This is a genomic window from Pseudorhodoplanes sp. (assembly GCA_032027085.1).
GTDB lineage: Bacteria > Pseudomonadota > Alphaproteobacteria > Rhizobiales > Xanthobacteraceae > Pseudorhodoplanes.
This window is the reverse complement of sequence record JAVSMS010000001.1, coordinates 39,348-65,489: the sequence shown is the minus strand read 5'-3', so window position 1 is coordinate 65,489 and position 26,142 is coordinate 39,348. Positions and strand designations below refer to the sequence as shown.

Sequence of the window (26,142 nt, the reverse complement as noted above, 5' to 3'; positions counted from 1 at the left end):
TCCAATCTCGGCTAAACCCTGCCCCGGGCGCAGGGACGACAGGACGGAGTGGCGGCGCATGCTCGTGACGCTGATGAAAGGCAAGATCCACCGCGCCCGCGTCACCGGGGCGGACCTGCACTACGAAGGCTCGATCTCGATCGACCGGGAGCTGATCGCGGCCGCCGGCTTCTTTCTCAATGAGCGCGTCGACATCTACAACATCAACAACGGTGCGCGCTTCTCGACCTATGTGATCCCGGCGCCGGAAGGCTCCGGCGAGATCGGGCTCAACGGCGCGGCGGCCCGCCTCGTCATGCCCGGCGACCTCGTGATCATCGTCGCCTATGCGCAGATGAGCGAGGCCGACGCGCGGACCTTCACCCCGCGCGTGGTGCTGGTCGACGAGAACAATCGCGTCCTGCCGGCTCCGGTGCTCGCGCCGGCAAAGTAGGGCGCCGGCCGCGGCGGCGGCCCTCGTTCAGGACAGCCAATCCGAAACATTGCGCCTGCGCTCCGGCGCGCTGAATGCCGCGCGCAAGACACGCGCTTTTTTGCCCGCCGCGTCACAAACCGCCGGCGTCCTTCGTCATAGCTTTGCAAGCGTCATGCGCATGACGCGATGTGACGAAGAGGTTTGCGATGGTCCCGATCCGGACGGCAATGTCAGCAGGAGCAGTCTTCATCATGAACACCCTCTCGCCTGCAGCGCAGGAGACGAATGTCAGGCTCACCGTCGTCAATCCGGAAGGACTCTACGATCCGGCGCCGAACGGCTACAGCCATGCCGTCGTCGCGTCGGGCGGCCGGCGCATTGTCATGATCGCCGGTCAGGGCGGCGAGGATGCGAGCGGCAGGCTGTCGCCGCGCTTTGCCGATCAGGTGCAGCAGGCCTATGCCAATCTGCGCCGGGTGCTCGATGCGGTCGGCGCCCGGCCCGGCCAGGTGGCGAAGCTCACCACCTATGTGGCCGGCTACGAACAGGCGATGCTGCCGGTGATGACGGCGCAGGTGAAAGAGATGTTCGGCGCATCGCTGCCGGCGCAGACGCTGGTGCCGGTGCCGCGCCTCGCGCTGGACGGCATGCTGTTCGAGGTCGATGCGCTGGTGATTCTGGATTAGCGTCGGCAAGCGCCGACGCCGCCCGCCTTTGCATCTGACGGCATTCGCCTTGCGCGGACGAATGCGGTCGTCTTGGGGCGCGGCGTTTTGCGCGGTTGAACGGAGCGGCGCGGTCCTCTTTCTTCGTCGTTACCGCATTTGGCCCGAGCGAATTCCCGGATGAATCGGAAGGCGTAACGGCGCCCGCCTTGCCGGGAACCATGCCGCTGGCTTGCTGTTGTGTTGCGAGGAGGAGACTTGATGATTCCCCGACTGCTGGAGCAATTGCGCGCCTGGTTCATCCTGCTGGCCGGGCTGGTGCTGGTCATCGGGCTTCTTGTTGTTTCCTCCATCGATTTTTCCGGTGATCGCGCGCATCTGCCGCAGCAGACCGCCGGGCAGGAATCGCCGCCCGCGGCCGACGCGCAGCATCCGCAACAGGCGCCCGCCGAGTCGGCACAGCAACAGCCGCCATCCGCCACCACCGGCGGTCCCAATCAGAAAAACGCGCAGGCACCACAGCAGCAACAGGCCCCGCAGCAGCAACAGCAGCAACCGGCCACGCCGCAGCAACAGCCGCCGCAGCAACAACAGGCCGCTCCGGACAAGCAGACGCCGCAACCGCAGGCGTCTCAATCGCAGACAAAATCCGCACCGTCCGCGCATGCGCAGCATCAGCCGGCGCCGCAAGCGCCGTCGCAGCAAGCGCAGTCGCAACAGCAACAGCAACAGCAACAGCAGGCGCAGACGCAGCAGCAGCAACCGCCCGCGTCTCCCGTCAGGCCGTCACCGCAGCCGCAGGCGCAGCCCGCAGCACCGGCAAGGCCCGCCGGTCAGGCGCAGGCTGCGACCGCGGTCGCGGGCGATGTCGACGCCGGCAAACAGGCCTTTCGCAAATGCCAGGCCTGCCACGCGGTGGAAGCCGGCAAGAATCTCATCGGTCCGAGTCTCGCCGGCGTGGTCGGGCGGCCGGCCGGGCAGGTGCAGGGTTTTGCCTATTCGCCGGCCATGAAGGAGTCCGGCGTCGTCTGGAATGCGCAGGCGCTGCATCAATATCTTGAGGCGCCGCAGAAATTCATTCCGAAGAACAAGATGGCGTTCCCCGGTCTGCGTCTGGAAAGCGAGCGCAGCAACGTCATCGCCTATCTCGCCTCATTGCGCGGCGGCGCGCCGGCCAAGGCGGTAGCGCCTGCGGCGCCGCAAGCAGAGCAGGCGCAACAGCCGCAGCAGCAACAACAGGCGCAACAGCAACAGCCGCCGCGCGCTGCGGCGGAAGCTGCGCGTCCGACTCCGCCGCCGGCCGACGCGCAGACGCCGGACACCGGGCGTTTCGATTCCGTCGGCTATATCCCGGATGTGCGGCTGACGCTGCGCTCGGGCATCGCCGAGGGCCGCATGGTCTATATCGGCGTCGGCGGCACCATCGACGGCGTCGTCAATCCGGTGCTGTCGGCGGCCGAGGGGCAGATCGTGCAGGTCACGCTGCTCAACGGCGAGGGCGCCGAGCACGACATCGTGTTTCCCGAGCAGAACGCCGCCTCGCCGCGCATCGCCGGCCGCGGCACCAGCACCGTCATGGTCTTCCGCGCGGCGAAGGCCGGCGACTTCGTCTATTATTGCAGCGTCGCCGGTCATCGCCAGGCCGGCATGGAGGGACAATTCCTGGTCACGCCGCGTCCGGCGGAAGCGACCATGGCGGAAGCCGACATCTCGCAGCAGCCGACCGAAGTGCCGCCGCCGATCGGCCAGCGCGAGCCGCAGACCGTGCGCGTCGACCTCGTCGCGGTCGAGACCGAGGCGCGGCTGGCCGAAGGCACCACCTATGGCTTCTGGACCTTCAACGGCCGCGTGCCGGGGCCGATGCTGCGCGCCCGCGTCGGCGACACCATCGACGTGCACGTCTCCAATGCGGAGAACAGCGCCTTCATCCATTCGGTGGATTTCCATTCCGCGACCGGGCCGGGCGGCGGCGCCGCCGCGACGCAGGTCGATCCCGGACACACCAAGTCGTTCAAGTTCAAGGCGCTGGTGCCGGGGCTTTATGTCTATCACTGCGCGACGCCGATGGTCGCCCACCACATCGCCAACGGCATGTACGGCCTCATCCTGATCGAGCCGGAAGGCGGGCTGCCGCCGGTGGACAAGGAATTCTATGTGATGCAGGGCGAGGTCTACACCGACGCCGCCTTCGGCCAGCACGGCCGCCAGGAATTCAGCGTCGAGAAGCTGCTGAACGAGCGGCCGGAATATTTCGTCTTCAACGGCGCGGTCGGCGCCATCTCCAAGCTGCATCCGCTGAAGGCGAAGGTGGGCGAGACCGTGCGCATCTTCTTCGGCGTCGGCGGGCCCAACCACACCTCGTCCTTCCATGTGATCGGCGAGATCTTCGACCGCGTCTACAGCTTCGCCGATCTGCTCTCGCCGCCGCTGCAGGGCGTGCAGACCATCACCGTGCCCGCCGGCGGCGCCGCCATCGTCGAGTTCAAGCTCGACGTGCCCGGCAACTACATCCTCGTCGACCATGCGCTGTCGCGCGCCGAGCGCGGCCTCATCGGCATGCTGCAGGTCGAGGGGCCGCAAAATCCCGAAATCTTCGAGGGCAAGGTCGATCCCGCCGTCAGTCATTGACGCGCGGCTTGACGAAGCGGGGCAATATCGTCCGTGCGAACCTATCTCCGAGTCGTTCCCGCGAAGGCGGGAACCCATAAACACCTCGCCAGCAATGTGGCTATGGGTCCCCGCGTTCGCGGGGACGACTGCTTGCGATAACGCGCGGCGCTCCTCACCATGAGGCGGAGAGACCTCACCCCGGCGCGGTGCCGGTACCGACCCGCTCATCTACCGCTTTTACGAGCTGGTGCTGGTGAACGGCCTGGCGATGAAGCTCCTGATCGAGGAGGAAGTCGGCGACGGCATCATGTCGGCGAAGCGACTTCGACATGACCATCGACCGCCAGGCGGACCCCAAGGGCGACCTCGTCAGGCTCGGCATGCCGGCAAGTTCCTGCCGTTCAAGTATTACGGCGCGACCGGCAATGCGCAGGCGTATGGGTACAAGGAGGAGTGAGGGAGCCTCATGATTGGGAGGCGCGGAACGCGCCATCGCGAATCAAGGAGGCCGCACTCGTCCTTGGAGGCGCGGCCTCTTGTATTATGGTGGCCTTCAACTTTATCGTGTGGTAGAACAAAACAAGAACACTTCTTCAGCCGAGGCGTGTGATGTTGAAGGACGATGGTTTGCCAATTGATGAGGTCGGGGCTTGGGCGAAGGACAAGCATGATCGACTTCGCAAGTACATCGACATCTCACGCGCCGCACGCCGGAAGTTTGTTCAGGGCAGTGGGGGCGCGACTTATATCGACCTTTACTGTGGCACGGGCCGTGCCGTCGTGCGCGAAAGCGGTGAAATCATCGACGGCAGCCCACTCGTTGCGTTCAAATGTGGGCGCGAAGGCGGCGTACCATTCTCACAATTCTATATTGCTGATGCTGATCAGGAAAAATGCGATGCCTGCGTGAGACGTATTGCACATGCAGGAGGCCATGCCCTCGCGGCAACCGGTCCTGCGGAGGTTACCGCCACGCGGATCGTCTCGCAGCTCAACAGGTACGGGCTGCACTTTGTTTTTCTCGATCCATACAATCTGGACGACTTGCCGTTTTCCGTCATTGAAGCGTTCAGCGGCCTGAAGCGCATCGACCTGCTAATCCACCTTAGTGCTCAGGACTTGCAGCGCAATCTTGATGCCTATTCAATGTCTATGAACGGTCCGTTGGATCGCTTTGCGCCGGGCTGGCGGACTGCCGTGGACCTCAAGCAGTCACAAAGGGCAATACGTGCTGCTTACATTGAATACTGGATTTCAAAAATGACCGCGCTCGGTTTGCCACCGGCGCGGCACGCCGAACTAGTTTCCGGCACAACGAAAAATCAACGTCTCTATTGGCTTGTATTTGTGAGCCGCAGCGATTTTGCAAAGAGTCTTTGGGACAAGATACGGAACGTATCGGGCCAAGGTCAGCTTTTGTAACAAATAGGCAAGGAGAACCAGTATGGCTGCATCCGACATCGAATGGACCGAGGCGACCTGGAATCCGATTGGCGGATGCAAGGTGCTCTCGCCCGGATGCACCAACTGCTACGCGATGCGGATGGCAGCGCGCTTGCAAGCAATGGGCATGGCGAAATATGTTGGCACGACGCGCAAGTCGGGCAAGCGCCATGTCTGGACTGGGCGGATCAATGTTGACGATAGCGCAATCGACGCGCCGCTCAGATGGAAAAAGCCGCAGCGCATTTTCGTCAACTCGATGTCCGATTTGTTCCAGGATGGTGTCGATGAGGAAATGATCCGCCGAATTTGGAACGTGATGGCGGAGGCACGGCAACACACTTTCCAGATCTTGACCAAGCGGCCAGAGCGGATGCTGGAGGTGCTGTCGAACTCGGCATTTTCAGTTTTGCCGAATGTCTGGCTCGGCACCTCAGTTGAGAACCGCGACTATCTTCATCGCATCGATATGTTGCGGCATGTGCGGGCGGCAATCCGCTTCATATCGTTCGAGCCCTTGCTCGGACCGATCGTTGCGCCCGATCTCTCAGGCATTCATTGGGTAATTGTAGGCGGCGAGAGCGGCCCTCGGGCGCGGCCAATGGAACAATGGTGGGCGGAGCAACTGCGGGATGACTGTCAAAGGCAGAATGTGAAGTTCTTTTTCAAGCAGTGGGGCGGCAAGCGGAAGAAAAAGACCGGCCGCCAATTGGGTGGCCGCACGTGGGACGATTATCCCGATAACCCGGCCGCGCTTTAGGTGCGTAGCGCTGTAACCCCCACCGGGCTAGGTAGTATCTATTGTTTAAAGCAATTCTCGCGATGCCATTGCAGGAAACGCGGATGCGGACGTTCGATGGGATGCCGCGTGGGAAGCGCGTAGCCGGTGTTGTTGATCAGGGCGCGAATGCCCTCGGGATCGTTGGCCTGCCGTGAGACCAGAATCCGCAGGTCGTCGGCCAGGCTGAGCAGTCCCCGGTCGAACATCCAATGCACCGTGCCCGAAAGTGCGATGCCGTTATTTACAATGTCCGGCCCGTTCGCTTCGACCGGCCGGATGTGGGCCGCGGCCACTTCGGCGCGACCTCTGCCGTTGATCAGCCGGAGGCCGCTGATGGCGCAGCGCTCCGAATAGGCGCGCAACACGTTGCGGCGAAAAACGCGGTCGCGCACGATTCTTGATACAGAAAAACTCGCTCGCTCACGACTCTGCTCGAACTCGAACGGGGCTTGCTCGTCGTGAAATCCTGATGTTGCCATTTCTTCGCCGGTGCGCGGGAGTAGCGGTTCGCTTTCGTTCAGGCCCAGCGTGACAATACGCTGGAAATCTGCCGCCGAGAGCGGTCTGACGGCCGATTGTGCACGTCCGGATATTTTGCCCTGCTCGTTCAGCACGCCCTTTTCGATCACGCCAGAGGCGTCGCTGAATGGAACGGGGTTGACGAAATCGAGATAGCTCCCCGGCTCGATCAGGGCGAGGTACATGCCGGGCGTCGTTGGATCGGAAACAATCCGCTCCACTTTTGCGATGGCAAAATAGCCTCGGGTCTCTGCGACCTTGCGAGGCTCATAATAAATGATCCAATCGCCCACGCAGGATTGTACGCGGCCGAGATATTGACCGGGAAACTGATAGCGTTCGGCAGGACTGTCGTCGTAGATCGAATCCGAACGGTGAATGAAAACCCCGTACCCCATGCGCTGAATTTAGCTAGCCAAGTCTCCTGGATAAATCCGCGGTGAGGGCGCTCCGCCTTCTGGCAGTTTTACCGGAGTGAACTACGTAGTCGTTGGCGCTGGTGCGGGCGCTTGCGGCGGCGGTGCGCGGTGGAACTGGATGCCGCACCGCTTCTTGATCGAAGCCTGTTCGATCGCATCCATCTGCCCCTTCAGGCGGGCCAGCTCTGCTGTAGTCTCATCGTTACCCTTCAGTAAGAAGAGCGCGGGCCAGACAATGACAAGTCCCACGGTCATTGCGACGGCATCGTTTGTCGCCTTCTGATTTTGGACGCCCGTCATCTCCGACACCCGCACACTCACGCGCTGAGCTTCCTCGGCGAGTTGCGGACAGGTGTAGTTCTCATAAAGAATTGGAGAAACGTAGGTGGCCCCGACTTGGTCAGCGCTCTTTGCACAGCCCCCTGCGATCGCTGCTATCGCAGCGATCGAAACCAGTTTAGTACGCATGACAACCCCCAGCACCAAATGGTAGCATATGCTTCCACATTGAGGGCGCGCGGACAACCCCGCATTCACAACGGATGCATCTTCAACTTCCGCTTGTTTTTTGCTTTGCGATTAGCGCTTGAAGGATGTGGATGGCGCCGGGACAAGCCCGGCCATGACAATGCGAAAGCCACGCAAGCGTAGCCCGGTCCACGTTCAATACGCGATATCAGCCCCGGATTCGCGTCGCTCCATCCGGGCTACTACTTCATCCGGGCTACGGCGCTAACCAGCGCCTGCTGCCGGCTGGTCCCGCCACCGGTTCACGACCCACAGCGCGCCCCATGCGCTCGCCAGCACGATGCCCGTCATGCCGATGAGCGCGAGCGACATCACGCCGCCGCCCGAAGCCGCCAGCGACGTCCCCGACGCAAAGGGGCTGAGGAGCAGGGCCAGAACCCCGCCGCCGGTGGGAGCGACCAGCAGGACACTGAGGAACGTGACAACGATGTTCACGATCCAGCCGAGCGCGCCGCGCTTCATCGTCCAGGCTTCGTGGATGCCGACAGCCAGCGCGGCGAGGATCAGGGCAAACCCGATCGTCAGCGACCCGCCGACGCTTCCCTGCGAAATGGCGCCGCTTGCGAGAAGAAGCAGCATGCCGATTACGGTCACCACCGCGATGTAGATCATGAGTGTCCCCCCGTGCCCCGTCGGTCGCTTGCGTGTTCCCATCCGCCTTGGGGCCGATCAAGCATAACAAGTCCGCTTTTGGCTGGATAGCGATGCACATGCGCATCGCGCGCAAACCGGGCTCTTCAACAGGACTTAAGGGATCACACCCCCTGCAAAATCCCCGCATCGTCATTCTTCGGCGAATTCACGCGCGGCGAGATGCGCCACATCGCCATCAGCTCGCACGGGTAGGGCCGGATGAGGTCGTGCGGGTCGGGCTCGGGGCCGAGCCAGCGGTCATAGTCGCTGCGCGCAATGATCACCGGCATGCGGTCGTGGATGTCCGCGATCATCTCGTTCGCCGCCGTGGTGACGACGGCGAAGCTGCGCGTCCAGAGGCCGCTGGCCGCGTCCTGATGCGCGGTCCAGATGCCGGCGAGCGCGAAGGGCTGTCCGTCCGCCATCGCGACGGCATAGGGCACTTTCGGCGGCGGGCCTGACGAGCGCCATTCGAAGAAATTGTCCACCGGCACGAGGCAGCGCCGCCTGGCATAGGCATTGGCGAACATGCGCTTGCCGGCAATGTCCTCGCCGCGCGCATTGATCTGCGGCTTCATGTTGCGCTCCGCCATCCAGGGCTCGCGAAAGCCCCAGACCATGCGGTCGCGCTGGTGCGCGCCCGTCTTCGGATGGCGGCGGAGAATCCAGAAATCCTGGCTGGGCGCGCCGTTATAGCGCGGCGGCGCCTCCGCGTTCTTGATGCGGTTGTCGCGGTCGTCGCCGAGCACGGTGACAAAGCCGGGCAATTCGCCTCGCTTCTGGGTGATGCGTCCGCACATCGGCGATATGTGGGGCGGGCGCGGGGAGGGCGCAATTACGGCCGCAGCAAAGCCGGTGATCGTCATGCGCGGGCTTGACCCGCGCATCCCGCTTGGGGACGCAATGCCGGTCTTGCGGGGATCGTCGGGCCAAGCCCGGCGATGACGCGGAAAGGGGGGTTGACTCTATTCCTAGCTAGGACTATCCTCCTGCCATCCTGCCCCACGCAAGGGGCGTCTGATCAGCGTCATGAGATGCGGGGCAGGGTGCGGTGGCCGCGAAAGGGCGTGAGACGCACGACCGTCGCGGAGGCCCAAGCCGCGATGATCCGGCCCACCGGCCGTGGGTCACCAGCGGAGGATACCAAGACCAGCCGCCCGGCCATGCCGGTCCACGGTGTCTGTCCTCCGGGGTTGTCGCGGAGCAAGCCTCACACACCGCGCGCGGAACGCCGACGTTCACGGCTTTCCGTGGTGACTAAAAAATCTCGTGTGGCCAACAACGGCTTGCTGCACGAGGCCGCGGGCAGGCTGAGAGCCCGGCGTTCCGCGCGCCCTCGCATATCGGGCCTGCCCGATATGCGACACGAACGACAGGGGCAACGGACTTTGGACGGAAGGCGAACCCGGCGCCTCGCACAATCCGGGCGCTGCCGCGCGTCTTTACCCTCCCCCTTGTGGGGAGGGTCGCTCGCCGAGCGTCAGCGAAGGCGAGCGGGGTGGGGGTTCTTCCGGGATTCACCGCATGACCCCCACCCGGCTCGCTTCGCTCGCCACCCTCCCCACAAGGGGGGAGGGAAAAGTCCGCCACTTCTTCCGCCACAATCCTCATGCGATAACGGGCTCAGGGACCAGTCGAGGATTCTCATGCTTTTCAGATTTTTCGCGGCGGCGGTCGCCACGCTCGTTGTCGTTGCGCCCGCGCAGGCCGCCAAATGCGGCGGCGATTTCAACGCCTTCATCGCCGAGTTCTCGCGCGAGGCGCAAAGCGCCGGCATTTCCGGCCAGGTGATCCAGTCGGCGCTCGGCGGGGTCACGCATGATCCCGCGGTGATGGCCTTCGACCGCCGCCAGCGCGGCACCTTCCGCAAGACCTTCGAGGAATATGCCGCGACCCGCGTCGGCGCCGCCCGCGTCAAGCGCGCCCGCGCGATGATGCAGCGCCACGCGGCGGTGCTGTCGCGCGTCGAGCAGCGCTTCGGCGTGCCGCGCGAACTCATCGTCGCGATCTGGACCATGGAGACCGACAACGGCGCCGACCAGGGCAAGCTGCCGGTGGTGCGCACGCTGGCGACGCTGGCGCATGATTGCCGCCGCACCGATCTGTTCCAGCGCGAATTGCTTGCGGCGCTGCAGATCGTGCAGCGCGGCGACCTGCCGCTGTCGGATCTGAAAGGCGCCTATGCCGGCGAGATCGGGCAGACGCAATTCCTGCCGTCCTCCTACATCAAGTACGGGGTCGATTTTGACGGCAACGGCCATGTCGATCTGCGCCACTCGGTGCCGGACGTGCTGGCCTCGACCGCGAACCTCCTCAAGACCAATGGCTGGCAGCCCGGCCAGCCCTTCAACATGGGCACGCAGAATTTTGAGGTGATGCGCGAGTGGAATCGCTCGGAAGTCTATCGCCGCACGCTGCATTATTTCTCCGAGCAGTTGCGGTGATGATCGAGCAGTTGCGGTGATGATCCTGTCAATATTTCGCCGGGCGGTCGAGGTGATGACCATCAATATATTGCCGGGCAATTGCGGTGATCCTGTCAATGTCATGCCCCGCGAAAGCGGGGCATCGGCAATGACCGCGCGACTTGTGAATGACTGCGTGAGTTATGTTTGATGCGATCGCCCGTCACATGTCGGCTGTGACCGGCTTGTGCAGTTTACGATCCGGTCTCGGGTCAACCGGGATCAGGCGCGGGCGGCGACGAGAACGGGGACGGGCGATGACATGGAAAGGTGCCGGTCTCTCGCCCGTACGTCTAGAAGCCGCAGGAGGTCGAGAGTTTCAGCGTCAACGGATCGAGGTCGAATTCGCCGGCGAGATCGCGTCCGGACAGGCCGAGCCATTTCTCCTGCGCCTCATACGCCATTTTCTCGCGGGCTCCGGCGCATTCGTAGCGGAGATCGCCGACATTCTGCATGTGATGCACCATCTCATGCACCAGCACCGACAGATCGGCCGGCGTGTCGCCGGTCCAGCCGGCGGGAAGATAGATGGTTCTCGCCCTGTCGTCGTAGACGGAGACAACGGCGCGGCGCTTGCTGTCCTCGGCTGCATTGCCCAGCGCTGCCGCAACCTCGCGTCGCCGTTCCGGCGTGAAGGCCTGGTAGCGCAGGAACGTGATTTCCGATGCGGCGATGAGCTCGATCCTCGGATAGTCCTGCGTCGCCGGGAGATCGAAATTCGCCGAGAGCCACATTACGATAGCTGCGAGCAACGCGGTCATGGCGGGCACTCCTTCAGTAGGTTTCGTCTTGCCCGGTTCCCCGCAATGTCGATGCTGCCCCTCCTGCGACGTGTTGACTGTGAGCCATGTCACATCCGCCCGCTGTCATATCCCGCTGTCATATCCCGCTGTTTTGGCTCCGCTGCGCTGCATCTTGCGGGAAATCCGGCGAGCCGCCATGAAGGGTTCCGGGATTCTTCGGGGACGGGAATGGCGCAGCAGACGACAACCACCGATGGCTCACCACGCGGCAATCTCACGGTGCGCATCAGCGCCATGCCGGCGGACACCAATGCCAATGGCGATATTTTCGGCGGCTGGGTGCTCTCGCGCATGGACCAGGCCGGCGGCATCGCCGGGGTGGAGCGGGCGCGCGGACGCGTGGTCACCATCGCGCTCGACGCCATGACCTTCATCCGCCCGGTGCGGGTCGGCGACGTGCTGGAAGTCTATACCGAGATTGAAAGCGTCGGCCGCACCTCGATGAAGATCCATGTCGAGGCCTGGGCGCGCCGTTTCGAGACCCATCATGAGGAGAAGGTCACCGACGCCACCTTCACCTTCGTCGCCATTGACAAGGACGGAAAGCCGCGGCCGATTCCGCCGGAATATGACTGATCGCCGGAGCAATCGCGCACGCTCCGCCGTCATGATATAGTCCGATCGCGTGAGGCAGGTGCCATGTCGTTTCTCAAATCCCTGTTCGGTCTCGGCGCGACCTCTTCTCCGGCGGAAAAGCTGGGTGAGCCGGTCGCGTATAAGGGCTTCGTCATTCGGGCTGCGCCGTTCCAGAGCGAGGGGCAATATCAGACCGCGGGCCTGATCGAGAAAGAGATCGATGGCCAGCGCAAGGAACATCGCTTCATCCGTGCCGACCGGCACGCTTCCTTTGATGACGCGGTCGAGTTCACGCTGCGGAAAGCGCGCCAGATCGTCGATCAGGTTGGCGAGCGGATCTTCGATCAGTCATCCTAGATCGGGTGGGTCTCGTCCGATATCGTCGGCATTTCCGGATCGCCGCAATTTGCATTCAGGAGCACAGAGGATGAGTCCCGAATTCTTGCTGACGTCGCTGATCGTCGTGGCGTCGCCCGGAACCGGCGTGCTCTACACACTGGCGGCGGCGCTCTCGCGCGGCGGACGCGCCGGCGTTCTCGCGGCCTTCGCCTCGACGCTCGGTATCGTTCCGCATATCGCGGCGGCGTTGCTCGGGCTCGCGGCGATCCTGCACACCAGCGCGCTCCTCTTCCAGACCGTCAAATATCTCGGCGTCGCTTATCTGCTTTACATGGCCTGGCAGACCCTCCGTCAGCATGGCGCGCTGAAGGTCGAGAGCCATGTCGATGCGCGTTCGGCTCGGGACGTCATCGTCACCGGCATTCTGATCAACATCCTCAATCCCAAGCTGTCCATTTTCTTCCTCGCCTTCCTGCCGCAATTCATTTTGGCGGGCGATCCGGCGCCGGTCCGGAGCATGCTGCTGCTCAGCGCGGTCTTCATGCTGATGACATTCGCGGTTTTTGCCGTATACGGTCTGCTCGCGGCGTCGGTACGCGAGCATGTCATCACCCGCCCGCGGGTGATGACATGGCTGCGCCGGACATTCGCGGCCGCCTTCGCCGCGCTCGGCGCGCGGCTGGCTTTTACGGATCGCTAGGCTCGCTCATCGGAGCGGGAACCGGCTGGGGCGCGGCGCGTTGTCTCGCGTGCCGTTTTCATTTTCTGCCGGCAAAGGCTGAACGTCCGTGCCGCCCGTAGATGTCCGCAAAGGCATGCCGAGCGTTGAATTGTCGCGCGAGGAATTCGAGCGGCGGTTCTTGTCGCGCTACGCCGATCCGGCTTTCGACAATGTGCAGGCCGAGCTGAACGCGATCGCCGCGGCTGCATGGGACGGCTATATCAACTATCGCAAGTCACCGCGCACACGCAGAGCCGGCGCCGGCTTTGCCGATCCCGATTATGACCTCTCGCACGACTGGCTGTCGGCACGCGAGGCCATCCTCGCGGCGCAATCGCGTCACGAGGATGCAGCGCGGGTGCCGCGTATCCTGCTGATCAACGGCTCATCGCGCAGCGACCAGACCTGTCCGGGTGAAATGTCCAAGTCCTGGCGCTTGGTGAAAATGGCGCAGGAGATTTTTGCCGCGGCATCGCTCGACGTTGAACTGCTCGATCTCAGCCGGCTGGCGTCGGAATTCGGCCGGCAGATTCATCCCTGCAAATCCTGCGTCGCCACCTCCATGGCGCTCTGTCATTGGCCGTGCAGCTGCTATCCCAATTATGCGCTCGGTCAGGTCGATGACTGGATGAACGAGATTTATCCGCTCTGGGTCGGCGCGCATGGCGTGATGATCGTCGCGCCGGTCAACTGGTATCAGGCGCCGACAGGATTGAAGGCGATGATGGATCGCCTGGTCTGCGCCGATGGCGGCAATCCTGATCCGTCATCGACACACGGCAAGACGCCGGAGGAGGCGAAGGCCCTCGAACTCGCTGGCTGGCCCTATCCGCGTCATCTCGCCGGCCGTCTGTTTTCGGTGGTGGTGCATGGCGACGCGGCAGGCGTTGAGAACCTGCAGCACATGCTCGCGGACTGGATGACGGATATGGGATTGATTGCCGCTGGTCCGAAAGCGGGGTTGGCGCGCTATGTCGGTTATTTCGAGCCTTATGCCACGTCGCATCAGGCGCTAGACGATGATCGCCATCTTCAGGACGAAGTCCGCAACGCCGCGCGCACACTCGTCGAAGCCGTGACGCTGCAGCGCGCCGGACGGTTTCCGGTACCCGGCTCTGCGCTGAAAGATCCGCGCCCCAAATAATTCGTCACTGCGAGTTTGTCTCGACGTCAGGTCAGGAGATTTCAAGAATCTCGACTTCATTGTTGCCGTAGGTCGCCGTTTCGGCGACCTTCTTGCCGAACAGCGCGCGGGCGAGGGGAGCGGCGTGCGAGAGCTTGCCCTTGGCGATGTCGGCTTCGTCTTCTCCCACGATCCGGTAGGTTTCCTTGCGGCCATCCTCGCGCATGAGCGTCACGGTCGAGCCGAAATGCACATGCGTCCTGTCGACCGGCGGCGGGATCACCTGGGCGCTGGCGCGCCGCGCATTCCAGTAGCGCAGGTCGCGCGCCGTCTCGGCGAGAGCCCGGCGGTCGTTCTTGGCTTGCGCTTCGGCGTGCTCACGGCGCGCGCGTTCCAGCGCTTCCTCGATCAGGACAAGCCCCTCGGGCGTGACGTCGTTGGGGTAAGGCGAAATGGGGCGATCCCCGAGATCATCGAAGGTGTCGCCATCTTCCGCTTCTTTGACGAAGGCACGGCTCATGCACAAATATATGGGGAGGGCGCCAGCCGTTGCATAGGGGCGTTAAGCTGCTGATATCTAAATGAAAATTTGGTTTGCTCAACCGTCTGAGGGAGAGCCGGGCTGGCGCTCACGGCAACAGATCGTCCGGCACGTGCGACGGTGAATAGTCGCGCGGCGAATTGCGCTGCAGCACGCGTGCAACCGGCCAGACGAGCGCCACGCCCGCGCCAAGAACGCCGAACACTTCCCATGAGCGCACATAGATAAAGAGCGCCAGCGGAACGCCGACAAAGAACAGCGCGGCGATCGCCAGAACGGCCATGCCAATAAGATGGCGGTTCTCTGAATTGCCTGCCTTCTAGCGGATGTCATTGTGGCCGAGCGCCGACGGTCGCGGAACATGATCTGGCACGTGCCGATGTCGCCGCTCTTGTGCATGGCCCAATTGCAGATGTACGGACGCGATTTCGCGGAAGTGTCGCTCGCGCGTTGCACCGTCATGCTCCCAGCGCAGCAGGTCGCCGGAAATCGTGACGCCTTCATTGTCGAGCTTCCAGTAGAAGCGGCTCGCGCCTTCGCGCAGGACCAGTGCGTAATGCCGGTCCGGAAAGGCGCAGACCGGCCGCGAGGCCGTTGCGCCCGTAATGTCAGTGATCATGCGACCATTGTCGCGCGGCGCCGCGGAATGTTCAAACGGCAAGGCTGTCAGCTGGGCTTTCCTGACATGCGCGACGGCGATCGCCGTCACTAGCTATTGCAATCTAGGGGATCGGAACAGGCAGGCGTCGTGACTACACTCAACTGTCATGCACCGCGACCCGTCAAAGCCTTGGCGAAGGCGGGTCGCGGGCGATGACAATGCCGGCCTCAATCCACCTTCGCGCCGGATTCTTTCACCAGCTTGCCCCAGCGCGCGACCTCGGCGCTGACAAACTTGCCGAACTCTTCCGGCGATCCCGGCACCACTTCCGCGCCGCGTTTCAGCAGAGCCTCCTGCGTTGCCGGATCGGACAAGGCCTTGCGCACGGCGGCGTTGAGCGTGTCGATGACCGGCTTCGGCGTGCCGGCCGGTGCGAACATGCCGTCCCAGGCGGTGATGACAAAATCCTTCAGGCCGGCTTCGCCCATGGTCGGAATGTCCTTCGCCAGCGGCCAGCGCTTCTCGGTGGTGACGCCAAGTCCGCGCAGCTTGCCGCCTTGCACCTGCGGCAACGCACTCGGCATCACCTCGATCATCATCTGCACCGTGCCGGCGATGAAATCGGTCATCGCCGGGCCGCCGCCGCGATAGGGCACGATGACGAAATCGGCGCCAGTCGTGTTCTTGAACAGGGCGCCCGCGAGATGCGAGGTCGTGCCGTTGCCCGCGGTTGCGTAATTCACCTTGCCGGGATTGGCCTTGAGATAGGCGGTCAGCTCGCTGAGGGATTTGGCCGGCAGTGAGGGATGCACGGCCAGCACCAGCCCGATCTGGGTGAAGCGGCCGACCGGCGCGAAATCCTTCACCGCGTTGAAGCCCGGCTTCGCATAGAGCGTCTGATTGATCGCATGCGTGCCGTTGGTGCCGTAGGAGAGAGTGTAGCCGTCGGGCTCTGCGCGCGCGACCGATTCAACGCCGATATTGCCGCCGGCACCGGGGCGGTTTTCGATCACGATCGTCCAACCCTGCTGTTCGGCGATCTTGTTAAGCACGGTGCGGGCGAGAATGTCGCCGCCGCCGCCCGCCGGGAAGGGCACCACCACCTTGATCGGACGGTCGGGATAGGCGGCGGCCGGGTTTGATCCGGCAAGGATTGCGAATAGCGCGAATAGCGAAGCGCGCGCGATCACGCGCAGATGTGCCCATGACATGTGTGGTCCCTCTAGCGTTTCCTCAGTGTGTTATTTTTTTTGACTGGCGCCTTCTGGCGGGCGCCTGAGCGGCTGAAAAAAGTCAATGGCCGTGACAACAGCTTCCATCGGCGCTGTGAACATGACCAGACGCATCGGCCACGGGATTTTTGCCGGCCGCCACGGCGTGCGCGCCCGCACCGCCGCCCCATACACCGTATTTGTCGTGGCACGCGGTCGGATCCCCGCCGACCATGGGCATGAACAGGTGGTGCCAGTTCTGGCAGATGTCGAGTTCGGAGCGGACCCATTTCAAAGGGTCTTTGGCATAATGATCCCAGTAATCGCCCTTCACGTTGAGGCCTGGCACTGCCGGGATCCAGCTCTCCTTCAGCCACAGATCGGCGCCGCCGTGTTTCTCCGCCATTCTGCGGATTTCCGGATCGTCAAGCGCGAGCAAACGCCCATCCTCGATCAGTGTCTCGTTGTCGCCGCCGCGCTGGAGCGTCACGGTTGGGAAGTACAGATGCAGATGCCAATGACCGACCGGCAGGCCGGCTTTCGCCGCACGCCGCTCATTCATGCTGGAGATGATAGTGCCGAAGCCGATGTGGATCACACCGGACCGCACACGCTCGTAGAGGCAGTTGATCCAGCCGGAGGGGAAGCCTTTGCGCGGGCGGTGGATGTGCGGATTGGTGCCGATAGAGGCTTCCCACCAGTAGAACAGACCCTTGCCGGGGAAGCCCGGATAGGAGAGATGGTCGGTGTCCGCCTTCAACTTGCGCAGGCGGTCGCCGAATTCACCGCCGGCATTGATCTCGACGATCTTGCTGTTCTCCACAACGAGCTGCGTCCAATCGACCGGTGCGATGTGATTGGTGGTGCCGGCGATGACGCCGTTGCCGTCTTCCTTGCCCGGCAGAAAGATCCAGGGCCTGCCCATTACGTGGCCCGGCAGATAGGTGCGGCCGAAACCTTCATTCCCGGTCCAGGTGTCGTGCACGAGGTCTGCGTTATAGAACTCGCGGTTTCGGTCGTAATAGCCGTCGTGATTGGTGTATTCGATGTCGGTGCCTTCCGGATCGACGATGCGCACGCGGTTGGCGGTCCGCACACGGTTCCAGGTCCACTTGTCGATGGCCTCCAGGAGTTCGTAGGGCATCAGGAAGGCGGGCGAGGCCAGAATCTCCGGCGTGATGAACGGCATGCGCTGGATCTTCATGTGGGTGTCGACCAGCACCGGCCCGCCGTATCCCCACAACAGCTTGTCGAATTTGCCTTCCTTGGACATCACGTCCCAGGTGTCCATCCACTCCGCCAGTTCCTTGGTGCGGTACAGATAGTAGTCGACCTCGTCGGCGCCCTTCCATTGCGGCACCGGGCCTTTTTCGATGTGGAGGATTTCGTATTTGCAGCCGTACTTCTCGAGGATGCGCTTGCAAGCCTCGATCACTAGCGGATCGTGCCAATTGTCGACGCGCAGCTGGATGCGTTCACCGTGCCTGAGATTCCAGCAGGCGTGCAGCCCTTGGTTATAGGGACGGCGCGCGACCACATCGAGATAAGGCATGAGCTGGTCGACGCTCGACACCTCGATGTATGGCGGACAGCGCGGCTTGCGGTGACCGATCAGCGGCGGCGTTGCGTGGCATGGAAACGAGGTTGGCAAGGCCGGGTGGCGCGGCGCCTCAAGCATGTTTATGGTCCCTGCATGCAGTTTTTGCCCAGACAAGAATTTGCATGCAAAAAATGACAAAAGTCAAATCTATGTCGAGCTCCAACGCAGAAATTTCCGCAAACAGCATGCAATTGATAGATGCAGATAGCGCGACCGACACCCAGCTCGAACGCGCGACCGAGGCGTTGCGCGGCTTGGTGCTGGCCGGCACCTTTCCGCTCGACGAGAAGCTGCCGGAAACCCGCGTCGCCGAATTGCTGGGCGTCTCCCGCACCCCGGCGCGCCTTGCCATGGCGGTGCTGGAACAGGACGGGCTTCTTGTGCGGCTGCCGCGCCGCGGCTTTCGCGTCAAAAGCTTCTCGCTTGACGAAGTTGTGGAAGCGATTGAGGTGCGCGGCGAGGTGGAGGCGATCGCCGCCCGCCTCGTCGCCGAGCGCGGACTTGCTCCCGATCACCGCGCCCGCATGGAAGCCTGCATCGGCCGCGCCGAAATTCTGCTCAAGAACGCGCCGTTCGAGGCGCCGCAGCGGCGTGACTGGTGCCAGATGAACGTCGACTTCCATGATGCGCTGGTGAACGCCTGTGGCATGCGGCCGCTCTGGTCGGCCTATGCCAAGGTGAACCTCGTGCCGCTGGCCTCGCCGCGCGACATTATGTTCAACGTGGCGCGGCCGGAATTGAGCCGCCGCCAGCTTGACGCGACGCATGAGGACCATGCCCGGATTCTGAAGGCCATCGTGGCAAGGCAATCGACCCGCGCCGCCGCCCTGGTGCGGGAGCACGCCTATCGCAGCGGCGAGAACAAGCGCCGCAATTTCCCTGACATCCAGATGCGGGTGATGGTGGTGGAAACGCCGGGCGTGGCGCTGATCCGGGCTTGACGCGGCGCACCGGACGCGGCGTTTTCTGCAGCATTGGCATGCAGGACGGCGGGTTGTCCGCGTCCGGGCCGGCGGTCATATTTTGGCATGGCTCTTTGTGTTGTTTCGCTCACTGGCTCCGCCCTGCATGCCGTGCTCGACGATCTCGCGCGGTTACGCACCACGGTGTTCCGTGATTATCCCTATCTTTATGAGGGCACCGCCGATTACGAGCAGGGTTATCTGCGCCTGTTCGCCCGCAGCAAGGACGGCATCATTATCGCGGCGAAAGACAATGGCGAGATGGTCGGCTGCGCAACCGGCTCGGCTTTGTCCGCGCATCACGGACCGCTGCAGGAGCCTTTCGCAAAAGCCAACTATAATATCGACGAGATTTTCTATTGCGGCGAGTCGGTGCTGCTGCCGCGCTATCGCGGACAGGGCATCGGCAATATCTTCTTCGGAGAACGCGAGAAACATGCGCGCGCGAAGGGTTACAAATTCTCCGTCTTCTGCGCGGTGGTTCGCCCGCCCGATCATCCGGCGCGGCCGAAGGATTATCAGCCGCTCGATTCCTTCTGGCAGAAGCGCGGCTACAGCAAGGTGCCCGGATTGATGGCGCGGTTGTCCTGGAAGGATATCGGCGACACGGCCGAAACCGAGAAGCCGATGCAGTTCTGGCTGAAGGCACTGTAATGCCGTTCAGGGTTGCCGCCGCGCAATATCCCATCGATCGCTTCCGTGCCTTTGCCGACTACGAAATCAAGATCACCCATTGGGTGACCGACGCCGCGAGCAAGGGCGCGCGGCTGATCGTGTTTCCCGAATATGGTGCGATGGAGCTGGCAAGCGTCGCGGGTCCAGACATCGCCAGCGATCTGAAACGCTCGATCGAGGCGATGCAGGATTTTCTCCCCGCAGTGCACGATCTGCACAAGAATCTCGCGACCCAGCACCAGGTCTATATCTGCGCCGCCAGCGCGCCTTTGCGCCAGACTGACGGCACCTTCCGCAACACCGCACGCCTGTTCGCGCCGTCGGGAAAGGTCGGCGCGCAGGAGAAAAGGGTGATGACCCGCTTTGAGCGGGAGGAATGGGCCATCTCGTCGGGCGAAGGGCTGAACGTGTTCGACACCTCACTCGGCAAGATCGGCATCGCCATCTGCTACGACGCGGAATTTCCGCTGCTGGTGCGCGCGCTTGTTGAAGCCGGCGCCGAAATGATCCTCGTGCCGTCCTGCACTGACGACATGCCGGGCTATCATCGGGTGCGCATCGCCTGCGCCGCGCGCGCGCTCGAGAACCAGTGCTTCGTCGTGCAGTCGCCGACGGTGGGTGCGGCGGACTGGTCGCCCGCGGTAGATGCCAATGCCGGCGCGGCGAATGTCTTCGGCCCGCCCGACCGCTCCTTTCCCGACGACGGCGTGATCGCGACCGGTGCTCTCAACCAGCCGGGCTTTGTCTTTGCCGATATCGATCTGTGGCGTGTGAAGGACGTCCGCCGCGACGGCCAGGTGCTCAATCACCTGCACTGGAAGGAACAGCCCGGCGCCGGCGAATTGCCGGAAGTGACGCAGGTGAATCTGGTGTAGTGCGCGTGTGTCGCCTTTTGCCCTCGCCCTTGTGGGGAGGGTCGTCCGCTGAACGAATGAAGCGGGCGATGACAATGACGAGTTCTAGCTCGCCCCACCAATCTTTGCCGGCAACAGCTTCGCCTTCGCCTGCTGGGCGCGGATTTTCTGGATCTCCAGCGGCAGGTCCTGCACGCCGTTCGGCCTCACCTCATGGGTACCGAGCGCGAACGACGCACCATACAGAACGGCACAGAGGACAAGCCCCATCCAGATAAAATAACCCTTGAGCGGCATCACGGCACGATCCTCGAACGCAAAAGACGGCGGGTCTCGAGGATTGGTCGCGGCAGGGGGCGGGGAGGTTCATCTTCAATCCTTCACCCAACGCGGCGTTAGCTTGTCGCAGATTGGGTCGGACTCGCATCTTGGCCGTCGACAACGGCGACATTGCTGAACTAATCGACACTGGGCCAAGTCAAAGTTGGGGTCCAATCGTATGGTAGCAAGACGTGCAGCGTTGGCTTCAGGCCTGGGAACGCCCGAGTTCAGGCCGTGGCGTGATCAAAGAGAGTCGAATGGTCGGCGGACGCGCTCGCCGACCTTGATCGCTTTTCCAATTTTTTCAGACAGCGCTATCTCTTTCAGCTCCTCATCCCTCGATCTCCCGGTACACGTCCACTTCCACGTTCGGCACCATGGCGCGCCAGACTTGCAAGTAAGCCTGCACACGCGGGTCGGAGGCCATCGATTGCCGGTTCGCCTCGATCGATTCCGGCGCCTCGTATTCCACGATCTGGATGATCTTCGCCGGGTCGTCCGCATTCTGCAGGAAGCGTACGCGCATCTCGCCGAAGATGGTGTTGTAGGGCGCGGCGTTCTTCATCAGCGAAAAAAGCTGTGCGGTGTCGGCCGAGGGCAGGGTGAACTTGAAGTGCAGGATGCGGCGGACTGTCTTCTCGTCGGACATGGGCGGGTACTCCAGGGCAGGTCGGACCGGCATGGCAGCTTACTCCGACTCGGGCGCCGGAGCGAAAGGAGACAGACCCCTAGTCCGCGACTGCGCGACCTATCCAGAGTGGTGGGTTGGACAGGGGTGGTCTGCCTGGGTCGCAAAAAAATCGCGGGCCTGTTGACTTAATTCCTAAAAGATAATATACCTATTCCGGTCCTGCTCGACGAGGGTGTCAACCGGCGACGCTTGTTGGTGGCAGGGTGCGGCGCCCGGGAGTCCGGCCCGTCAGCCGGACTCCCCCGGGTGGCTCCGGGGCCTCGCCCTGCCGGCACCACGACCGGTGTGCGAGGAGCTCGCTGTAGCGACGCCAGGCGCAAATGCCTTGCGCACATACGCGCGGCCCGCGGTTGGAGGGATCAAGACCCAGCGCCTGCCTTCAGAACGCCATCGCAATCAAGCTTGCGCAGATTGCGTAAACTTGTCTGCGCCGGTGCGCCGAGAGGCGGCTGCGTTTCGCAAAGAAACGCAGCGTATCCAGGACTGGCCTGCGTCTTTCGGCACGCCGTCCCCTCACGCGCATGTCGGCTTGGCCGGGATGCGCGCGCCTATGGACAGTCCGGCGGTGGGAACATCGCACCGAGACGATGACGTGCGACGCAGGTTCTGCTTGGCAAGACGTATTCACACTTATGAATGTATTGCCATGCGCGATTAACGGTAAATCCATCGCTCTCCATGCGGTCAGCGAATACAAAGACACCACTTGGAACTTTTGAGATATATCGCGAAACAAAGCGTGATGATCGTCCACATTCTCGTCGCATCATCGCCCCATTCCGCCACGACAAGCCGCTCATTCTGAAAAAAATGGAAGGGGCCGGTCATGATTCGTGGCACCGCAATTCGCATCACCGCATCATTCTTCGCGTCGTCCGGGCTTGCTGTTTGCGCGCTCGCGCTCTCGACCATCTTTCTTGCGCCGCAAAACACCGACGTGAAGGCGCAACGGCTTAATGACGGCACGCCGAGTTTCGGTGTTCCGATTTTTGCGACACCTGATGCCGGCACTGTTGGCGTCGCCGGCAGGGCGGCGCGCCGCGCCGCACGCGCGCAGGAAGGCGCAGCCTATCAGTCGCTGGTCGCGCAGCACGCTGCCGCAAACGGACTGCCGGTGGAACTCGTGCATCGCGTGATTATGCGCGAGAGCCGCTACAATCCGCGCGCCGTGTCGAAGGGCAACTACGGCATGATGCAGATCCGCCTCGGCACCGCGCGCGCGATGGGCTATCGCGGCGATGCCGCGGGTCTGCTCGACCCCAACACCAACATGACCTATGCGGTGAAATATCTTGCCGGCGCCTATCGCGCGGCCGGCGGCAATCACGACCGCTCGGTCGCGAATTATGCGCGCGGCTATTACTACACGGCCAAGGCGCAGGGCTTCTCGCCTTATGAAGCGCCGGGCAGTGTGACGCCGACCGCACGCGCCTCCTATGCGCTGGCTGGCGCGCCGGCCTCCGCAGCAAGGTCTGCCCGGGGCAGCCGCCGCACAGAAATGTCCGCGGCCGCTCGTGTCACCACCGCCCGCGAGGATGCGATCCAGTAACTGCTCTGTTCCCCAATGCCCCGCACGGGCGGCCCGCCGCTCGCGCGCTGTCGCTGTCTATGAGCGCACCTCCCAGGCGCTCTTTCGAGCCGGCTCTGCCCCCGCTTGTGCTGCGGTGCGGCAGGGCCGGCTTTTTCGGGTGAACACCGTGTGCGGACGACGGCGCCGTAGCCCTGGGGCAAACGCTTTCGCGCTTGGCGCAAAGCCACGAGCGTTGCTAAACAGACCGCGCCGCCCGCCCATGGCGAGGGGGCCTGTAGCTCAATGGTTAGAGCCGACCGCTCATAACGGTCTGGTTGCAGGTTCGAGTCCTGCCGGGCCCACCACGCACTCTTTCGAACCAAGAGATTTCCTGGAAACGCGCAAAAGGCCTCGCGTTGGCGGGGATCTGTACGCCGTCTTTTTTCGGAGACGGTTTCGCAACGGAGGGCGGGCTGTTTTAGGGCCGTGTTCTCTGGCCTCAAATTCCCGTTTCCCGGAAACAGAGACCGCGCGGGGCAGAGACCGGTTCGACTACGCGCTGTTTTCGGGAAGTCCCAGCATCTGATGCTGTCTGGACCATTCGGCTGGCATGTCGATAAGCCGGGCCAAGCCAATACCACGAGGGAGACGTCCGGTGACCGCCGCCTGCACCAGATCAGGCGCGATAAAGGCAAGCGATATCGTCATATTGATCTTGCGGACGCTGCACCGCTCACGCCTGGCAATGCTCTCGGTACTGGCATTGGCGTCGGCCAGGAGTTCAGCCAGCCAGCGGCGGCCCCGCGCGATGGATGCAACCAGCAGTGCCCGTGACTCCGAACGGATTGGACGAGCGTGCTGCCGCGCAATCCCGGCGGGCAGCAGAATTTCCCGACGCCTCGTCATGGGCGCCTTGTGCCACGGGACATTCAAGGGGGTCTTGCCCGTCGATTTCTGACGACCGGGTTTGGAGACCTGCGCAAGATGGATGATCAGCCGATCCGGGTGGACCTCGACCCGCGCGACATGGGTCTCAATGAGCCCTCGATCATCCATCGACGAGGCCGGCTTCACGTGCTGCCGAACGGACTTCAGGATGACAGCTTCGATCTCTGGTGCCGTGACCCGGCGGATTGATCCGGCCTTCTCGGCTTGGCCCTGTAGCAGGGCCGATGACAGATAGTACCGATACCTCACACCGTGCTTGCGGGCATGGCTTGGGCTCATGCGGTTGCCACGGTCATTGAAGATGCGGCCCATCAGCAGCGCGTCGGAATTCATTCGCTCGGTATTGTGGCAGTTCAGCTGTTCGGTCAGCCTGGCCTGCACCGCATCGAACAGGGCCCGATCAATGATGGCGACTTGCTCGCCCGTCAGAATTTCGCCCTTGAAGAGCACTTCTCCTACATAAAAGCGGTTGCGAAGCAGATGGGCGAGCGGTCCGCGGGTGAAGGGGATGCCGCCAACCGTCTTGCCGGTCTTGAGTGTTCGCACCTTGGTGACGATGCTCCGCTTGCGCAGATCGGCCAGCAGCAGCGTGAGATTACCCAGCTGTAAATAGGTCTTGAAGATGGTTTGGACGACCTGCGCCTCGGCCTTGTTGACGGTGATCTTGCGATCACGGGTGTCGTAGCCGAGCGGCGCCATGCCGCCGACCCACAGCCCCTTGCGCTTGGAAGCCGCGATCTTGTCCCGGATGCGCTCGGAGGTCACCTCGCGCTCGAATTGAGCGAAGGACAGCAGTACGTTCAACGTCAATCTGCCCATCGAGGTGGTGGTATTGAACTGCTGAGTGACCGAGACGAACGACACCTGGTGCTGGTCGAACAGTTCGACCAGCTTGACAAAATCCGCCAGCGAGCGGGTCAGGCGATCGACCTTGTAGACGACGATGACATCGATCTTCCCGGCCCGCACATCCTGCAAGAGGTGCTGCAGGGCAGGCCGCTCGGTGTTGCCACCCGAGAAGCCGCCGTCATCATACTTGGCTCGTATCAGGGACCAGCCGGCATGGGCCTGACTCTTGATATAAGCCTGGGCCGCTTCGTACTGGGCATCAAGCGAGTTGAAATCCTGCTCAAGACCATGGTCGGTCGACACCCGCGTATAGATTGCGCAGCGCACCAGCTTTGTGAGTCTGGCCTTCACGGCGCAGACCCCTTTCGTCGCGTGTCACGCATGCCGAAGAATTTGGGCCCGTTCCAGCGGGTGCCGGTGATCGCGAAGGCGACTTTTGACAAGCTGGAATAGATTTTGCCGTTCCAGGCAAACCCGTCGGCCAGGACCGTGACCCGGTGCATCTGCCCGCTCCACTCGCGACCCAGCACGGTGCCGGGTCTGACTCCTTGTCCGGCGCGCTCCGCCACCGCTCGCTGGCCTGCCTGTTCTGGTGAACGCGCACGATCGAGCAGACGCACAGTGTCGGTATCGAGATCGCCCAATTGCTCGGCCTGGAGCCGGTAGGCCAGAACGCGGAAGAGCAAGTGCTTGGGCAGGTGAGGGGGCGCCTGCCTTCTGAAAACTGTTTGCCATCGCCCACGAAGCCCGGTGATGCCGAGATCGCGCAACCGCGCAATCTCGGCATTGAGTGTCTCGCGGTCCGGCATCGCCGGACCGATCCTGACGCGCGGCATGAGTATTCAGGAGGACTGGCGCTGCGATTGCCGGGCCTTGGACCGGCGGACGGAACGCCCGGCAATCTGGTAGACCCGGACGCCATCAACTTTCCGCGAATCGAGCTTGAGCTTGAGGCGGTTGCGCACCACACCGGCCAGAAAGCCACGCACCGAGTGTTGCTGCCAGTCCGTCGCCTGCATCATGGCGGCAATCGTGGCCCCCGTGGGCGATTGCAGCATGGCGATGACGCGGGACTGCTTTGAGCCTGCGTGGGCGTCTTCACTCTTCCAACTCATCTTCACCGGCCGCAGCGGCGTTGTCGCAGCTTTAGCCGTTGTTGATGATGCCGCCGGGCGCCTGACTGACTTCGACATTGGGATCCTCCGTTCGGTTACGACGACTTTCGCCGCACCACCGAAGCCCCGCTTCGGCCACCAGGCCGGCGGGGCAGGATCCGAGAGCGCGGTTAACGCCCGGATTGACGAGGCGCATTCGGCGCCCGGAACGGTCCCACTACCGC

30 protein-coding genes and 1 tRNA gene are annotated in these 26,142 nt (G+C 63.0%); 16 read left to right on the top strand and 15 right to left on the bottom strand.

What is annotated here, in order from left to right:
* The first annotated feature begins 58 nt into the window (after positions 1 to 58).
* The 6 genes from RO009_00345 to RO009_00320 all read left to right on the top strand — a co-directional run bounded on the left by RO009_00345 (position 59) and on the right by RO009_00320 (position 5,893).
* Positions 59 to 433, top strand: a complete 375-nt coding sequence (locus RO009_00345) for an aspartate 1-decarboxylase (protein ID MDT3683478.1) — start codon at positions 59 to 61, stop codon at positions 431 to 433.
* A gap of 233 nt (positions 434 to 666) precedes the next feature.
* Entirely contained in the window at positions 667 to 1,101 is a 435-nt protein-coding gene (locus RO009_00340; GenBank protein MDT3683477.1) for a Rid family hydrolase, read from the top strand.
* A 240-nt stretch (positions 1,102 to 1,341) separates the two neighbouring features.
* The gene (gene nirK, locus RO009_00335) at positions 1,342 to 3,708 is read left to right on the top strand and encodes a copper-containing nitrite reductase (GenBank protein ID MDT3683476.1); all 2,367 of its coding nucleotides are present in this window, start codon (positions 1,342 to 1,344) and stop codon (positions 3,706 to 3,708) included.
* A gap of 208 nt (positions 3,709 to 3,916) precedes the next feature.
* Complete coding sequence (locus RO009_00330) at positions 3,917 to 4,147, top strand: hypothetical protein (protein MDT3683475.1); 231 nt, start codon at positions 3,917 to 3,919, stop codon at positions 4,145 to 4,147.
* Between the two features lie 152 nt (positions 4,148 to 4,299).
* On the top strand, positions 4,300 to 5,112 hold the full coding sequence (tcmP, locus tag RO009_00325; protein ID MDT3683474.1) for a three-Cys-motif partner protein TcmP: 813 nt from the start codon (positions 4,300 to 4,302) through the stop codon (positions 5,110 to 5,112).
* Positions 5,113 to 5,134: 22 nt separating this feature from the next.
* Positions 5,135 to 5,893: a phage Gp37/Gp68 family protein gene (locus RO009_00320; GenBank protein MDT3683473.1), complete on the top strand. Its 759-nt coding sequence runs from the start codon at positions 5,135 to 5,137 to the stop codon at positions 5,891 to 5,893.
* 38 nt (positions 5,894 to 5,931) lie between these two features.
* On the opposite strand, the gene RO009_00315 is transcribed toward RO009_00320, so the two are convergent.
* The 4 genes from RO009_00315 to RO009_00300 form a co-directional block, all read right to left on the bottom strand.
* A complete protein-coding gene (locus RO009_00315) occupies positions 5,932 to 6,831 on the bottom strand; it encodes an HNH endonuclease (GenBank protein MDT3683472.1) in 900 nt (299 codons plus the stop codon).
* A gap of 81 nt (positions 6,832 to 6,912) precedes the next feature.
* Positions 6,913 to 7,320 (bottom strand): hypothetical protein, encoded by a 408-nt coding sequence (locus tag RO009_00310; protein ID MDT3683471.1) that lies wholly within the window; start codon positions 7,318 to 7,320, stop codon positions 6,913 to 6,915.
* Between the two features lie 264 nt (positions 7,321 to 7,584).
* Positions 7,585 to 7,992 carry a hypothetical protein gene (locus tag RO009_00305; protein MDT3683470.1) on the bottom strand — a complete coding sequence of 136 codons (408 nt, stop codon included), beginning with the start codon at positions 7,990 to 7,992 and terminating at the stop codon, positions 7,585 to 7,587.
* A 143-nt stretch (positions 7,993 to 8,135) separates the two neighbouring features.
* Positions 8,136 to 8,879: an SOS response-associated peptidase gene (locus tag RO009_00300; protein MDT3683469.1), complete on the bottom strand. Its 744-nt coding sequence runs from the start codon at positions 8,877 to 8,879 to the stop codon at positions 8,136 to 8,138.
* Between the two features lie 780 nt (positions 8,880 to 9,659).
* Between RO009_00300 and RO009_00295 the strand changes: the two genes are divergently transcribed.
* Positions 9,660 to 10,457, top strand: a complete 798-nt coding sequence (locus RO009_00295; GenBank protein MDT3683468.1) for a lytic murein transglycosylase — start codon at positions 9,660 to 9,662, stop codon at positions 10,455 to 10,457.
* A gap of 314 nt (positions 10,458 to 10,771) precedes the next feature.
* Here RO009_00295 and RO009_00290 read toward each other — a convergent pair whose 3' ends face one another.
* Complete coding sequence (locus tag RO009_00290) at positions 10,772 to 11,239, bottom strand: DUF6647 family protein (protein ID MDT3683467.1); 468 nt, start codon at positions 11,237 to 11,239, stop codon at positions 10,772 to 10,774.
* A 210-nt stretch (positions 11,240 to 11,449) separates the two neighbouring features.
* Between RO009_00290 and RO009_00285 the strand changes: the two genes are divergently transcribed.
* The 4 genes from RO009_00285 (at position 11,450) to RO009_00270 (ending at position 14,061) form a co-directional block, all read left to right on the top strand.
* The gene (locus RO009_00285) at positions 11,450 to 11,857 is read left to right on the top strand and encodes an acyl-CoA thioesterase (protein MDT3683466.1); all 408 of its coding nucleotides are present in this window, start codon (positions 11,450 to 11,452) and stop codon (positions 11,855 to 11,857) included.
* Positions 11,858 to 11,920: 63 nt separating this feature from the next.
* Entirely contained in the window at positions 11,921 to 12,214 is a 294-nt protein-coding gene (locus tag RO009_00280) for an HlyU family transcriptional regulator (protein ID MDT3683465.1), read from the top strand.
* Positions 12,215 to 12,284: 70 nt separating this feature from the next.
* Positions 12,285 to 12,896: a LysE family translocator gene (locus RO009_00275; protein ID MDT3683464.1), complete on the top strand. Its 612-nt coding sequence runs from the start codon at positions 12,285 to 12,287 to the stop codon at positions 12,894 to 12,896.
* Positions 12,897 to 12,984: 88 nt separating this feature from the next.
* Positions 12,985 to 14,061, top strand: a complete 1,077-nt coding sequence (locus RO009_00270) for a flavodoxin family protein (GenBank protein ID MDT3683463.1) — start codon at positions 12,985 to 12,987, stop codon at positions 14,059 to 14,061.
* Between the two features lie 31 nt (positions 14,062 to 14,092).
* Here RO009_00270 and greA read toward each other — a convergent pair whose 3' ends face one another.
* From greA to RO009_00245, 5 genes are all read right to left on the bottom strand, one after another.
* Positions 14,093 to 14,560: a transcription elongation factor GreA gene (gene greA / locus RO009_00265; GenBank protein MDT3683462.1), complete on the bottom strand. Its 468-nt coding sequence runs from the start codon at positions 14,558 to 14,560 to the stop codon at positions 14,093 to 14,095.
* A gap of 109 nt (positions 14,561 to 14,669) precedes the next feature.
* Positions 14,670 to 14,864, bottom strand: coding sequence for a hypothetical protein (locus RO009_00260; protein ID MDT3683461.1), 195 nt, complete (start codon positions 14,862 to 14,864; stop codon positions 14,670 to 14,672).
* Positions 14,865 to 14,900: 36 nt separating this feature from the next.
* A complete protein-coding gene (locus RO009_00255; protein MDT3683460.1) occupies positions 14,901 to 15,290 on the bottom strand; it encodes a hypothetical protein in 390 nt (129 codons plus the stop codon).
* A gap of 119 nt (positions 15,291 to 15,409) precedes the next feature.
* Positions 15,410 to 16,393, bottom strand: a complete 984-nt coding sequence (locus RO009_00250; protein MDT3683459.1) for a tripartite tricarboxylate transporter substrate binding protein — start codon at positions 16,391 to 16,393, stop codon at positions 15,410 to 15,412.
* An 82-nt stretch (positions 16,394 to 16,475) separates the two neighbouring features.
* Positions 16,476 to 18,071: a hypothetical protein gene (locus RO009_00245; GenBank protein ID MDT3683458.1), complete on the bottom strand. Its 1,596-nt coding sequence runs from the start codon at positions 18,069 to 18,071 to the stop codon at positions 16,476 to 16,478.
* A 107-nt stretch (positions 18,072 to 18,178) separates the two neighbouring features.
* Here RO009_00245 and RO009_00240 point away from each other — a divergent pair, with 107 nt between their 5' ends.
* From RO009_00240 to RO009_00230, 3 genes are all read left to right on the top strand, one after another.
* Complete coding sequence (locus RO009_00240) at positions 18,179 to 18,934, top strand: GntR family transcriptional regulator (GenBank protein MDT3683457.1); 756 nt, start codon at positions 18,179 to 18,181, stop codon at positions 18,932 to 18,934.
* Between the two features lie 87 nt (positions 18,935 to 19,021).
* Entirely contained in the window at positions 19,022 to 19,609 is a 588-nt protein-coding gene (locus tag RO009_00235; protein ID MDT3683456.1) for a GNAT family N-acetyltransferase, read from the top strand.
* Positions 19,609 to 20,505: a carbon-nitrogen hydrolase family protein gene (locus RO009_00230; GenBank protein ID MDT3683455.1), complete on the top strand. Its 897-nt coding sequence runs from the start codon at positions 19,609 to 19,611 to the stop codon at positions 20,503 to 20,505. Before RO009_00235 ends, RO009_00230 begins: the two co-directional genes overlap by 1 nt.
* Positions 20,506 to 20,589: 84 nt before the next feature.
* On the opposite strand, the gene RO009_00225 is transcribed toward RO009_00230, so the two are convergent.
* Together RO009_00225 and RO009_00220 are read right to left on the bottom strand one after the other, a co-directional pair.
* On the bottom strand, positions 20,590 to 20,784 hold the full coding sequence (locus RO009_00225; GenBank protein MDT3683454.1) for a hypothetical protein: 195 nt from the start codon (positions 20,782 to 20,784) through the stop codon (positions 20,590 to 20,592).
* Positions 20,785 to 21,136: 352 nt separating this feature from the next.
* On the bottom strand, positions 21,137 to 21,454 hold the full coding sequence (locus RO009_00220; protein MDT3683453.1) for a hypothetical protein: 318 nt from the start codon (positions 21,452 to 21,454) through the stop codon (positions 21,137 to 21,139).
* 1,120 nt (positions 21,455 to 22,574) lie between these two features.
* Between RO009_00220 and RO009_00215 the strand changes: the two genes are divergently transcribed.
* Together RO009_00215 and RO009_00210 are read left to right on the top strand one after the other, a co-directional pair.
* On the top strand, positions 22,575 to 23,045 hold the full coding sequence (locus RO009_00215; GenBank protein MDT3683452.1) for a lytic transglycosylase domain-containing protein: 471 nt from the start codon (positions 22,575 to 22,577) through the stop codon (positions 23,043 to 23,045).
* A 250-nt stretch (positions 23,046 to 23,295) separates the two neighbouring features.
* Positions 23,296 to 23,371 (top strand) — tRNA-Ile (locus RO009_00210).
* Positions 23,372 to 23,558: 187 nt separating this feature from the next.
* Here RO009_00210 and RO009_00205 read toward each other — a convergent pair.
* From RO009_00205 to RO009_00195, 3 genes are read right to left on the bottom strand one after another with little or no spacing between them, the layout of a single operon-like run.
* A complete protein-coding gene (locus RO009_00205) occupies positions 23,559 to 25,154 on the bottom strand; it encodes a recombinase family protein (protein ID MDT3683451.1) in 1,596 nt (531 codons plus the stop codon).
* Positions 25,151 to 25,612 carry a DUF2924 domain-containing protein gene (locus RO009_00200; GenBank protein ID MDT3683450.1) on the bottom strand — a complete coding sequence of 154 codons (462 nt, stop codon included), beginning with the start codon at positions 25,610 to 25,612 and terminating at the stop codon, positions 25,151 to 25,153. The genes RO009_00205 and RO009_00200 overlap by 4 nt, the downstream gene beginning before the upstream one ends.
* A 33-nt stretch (positions 25,613 to 25,645) precedes the next feature.
* Positions 25,646 to 25,996, bottom strand: a complete 351-nt coding sequence (locus RO009_00195) for a DUF3489 domain-containing protein (GenBank protein MDT3683449.1) — start codon at positions 25,994 to 25,996, stop codon at positions 25,646 to 25,648.
* Between the last annotated feature and the right edge of the window lie 146 nt (positions 25,997 to 26,142).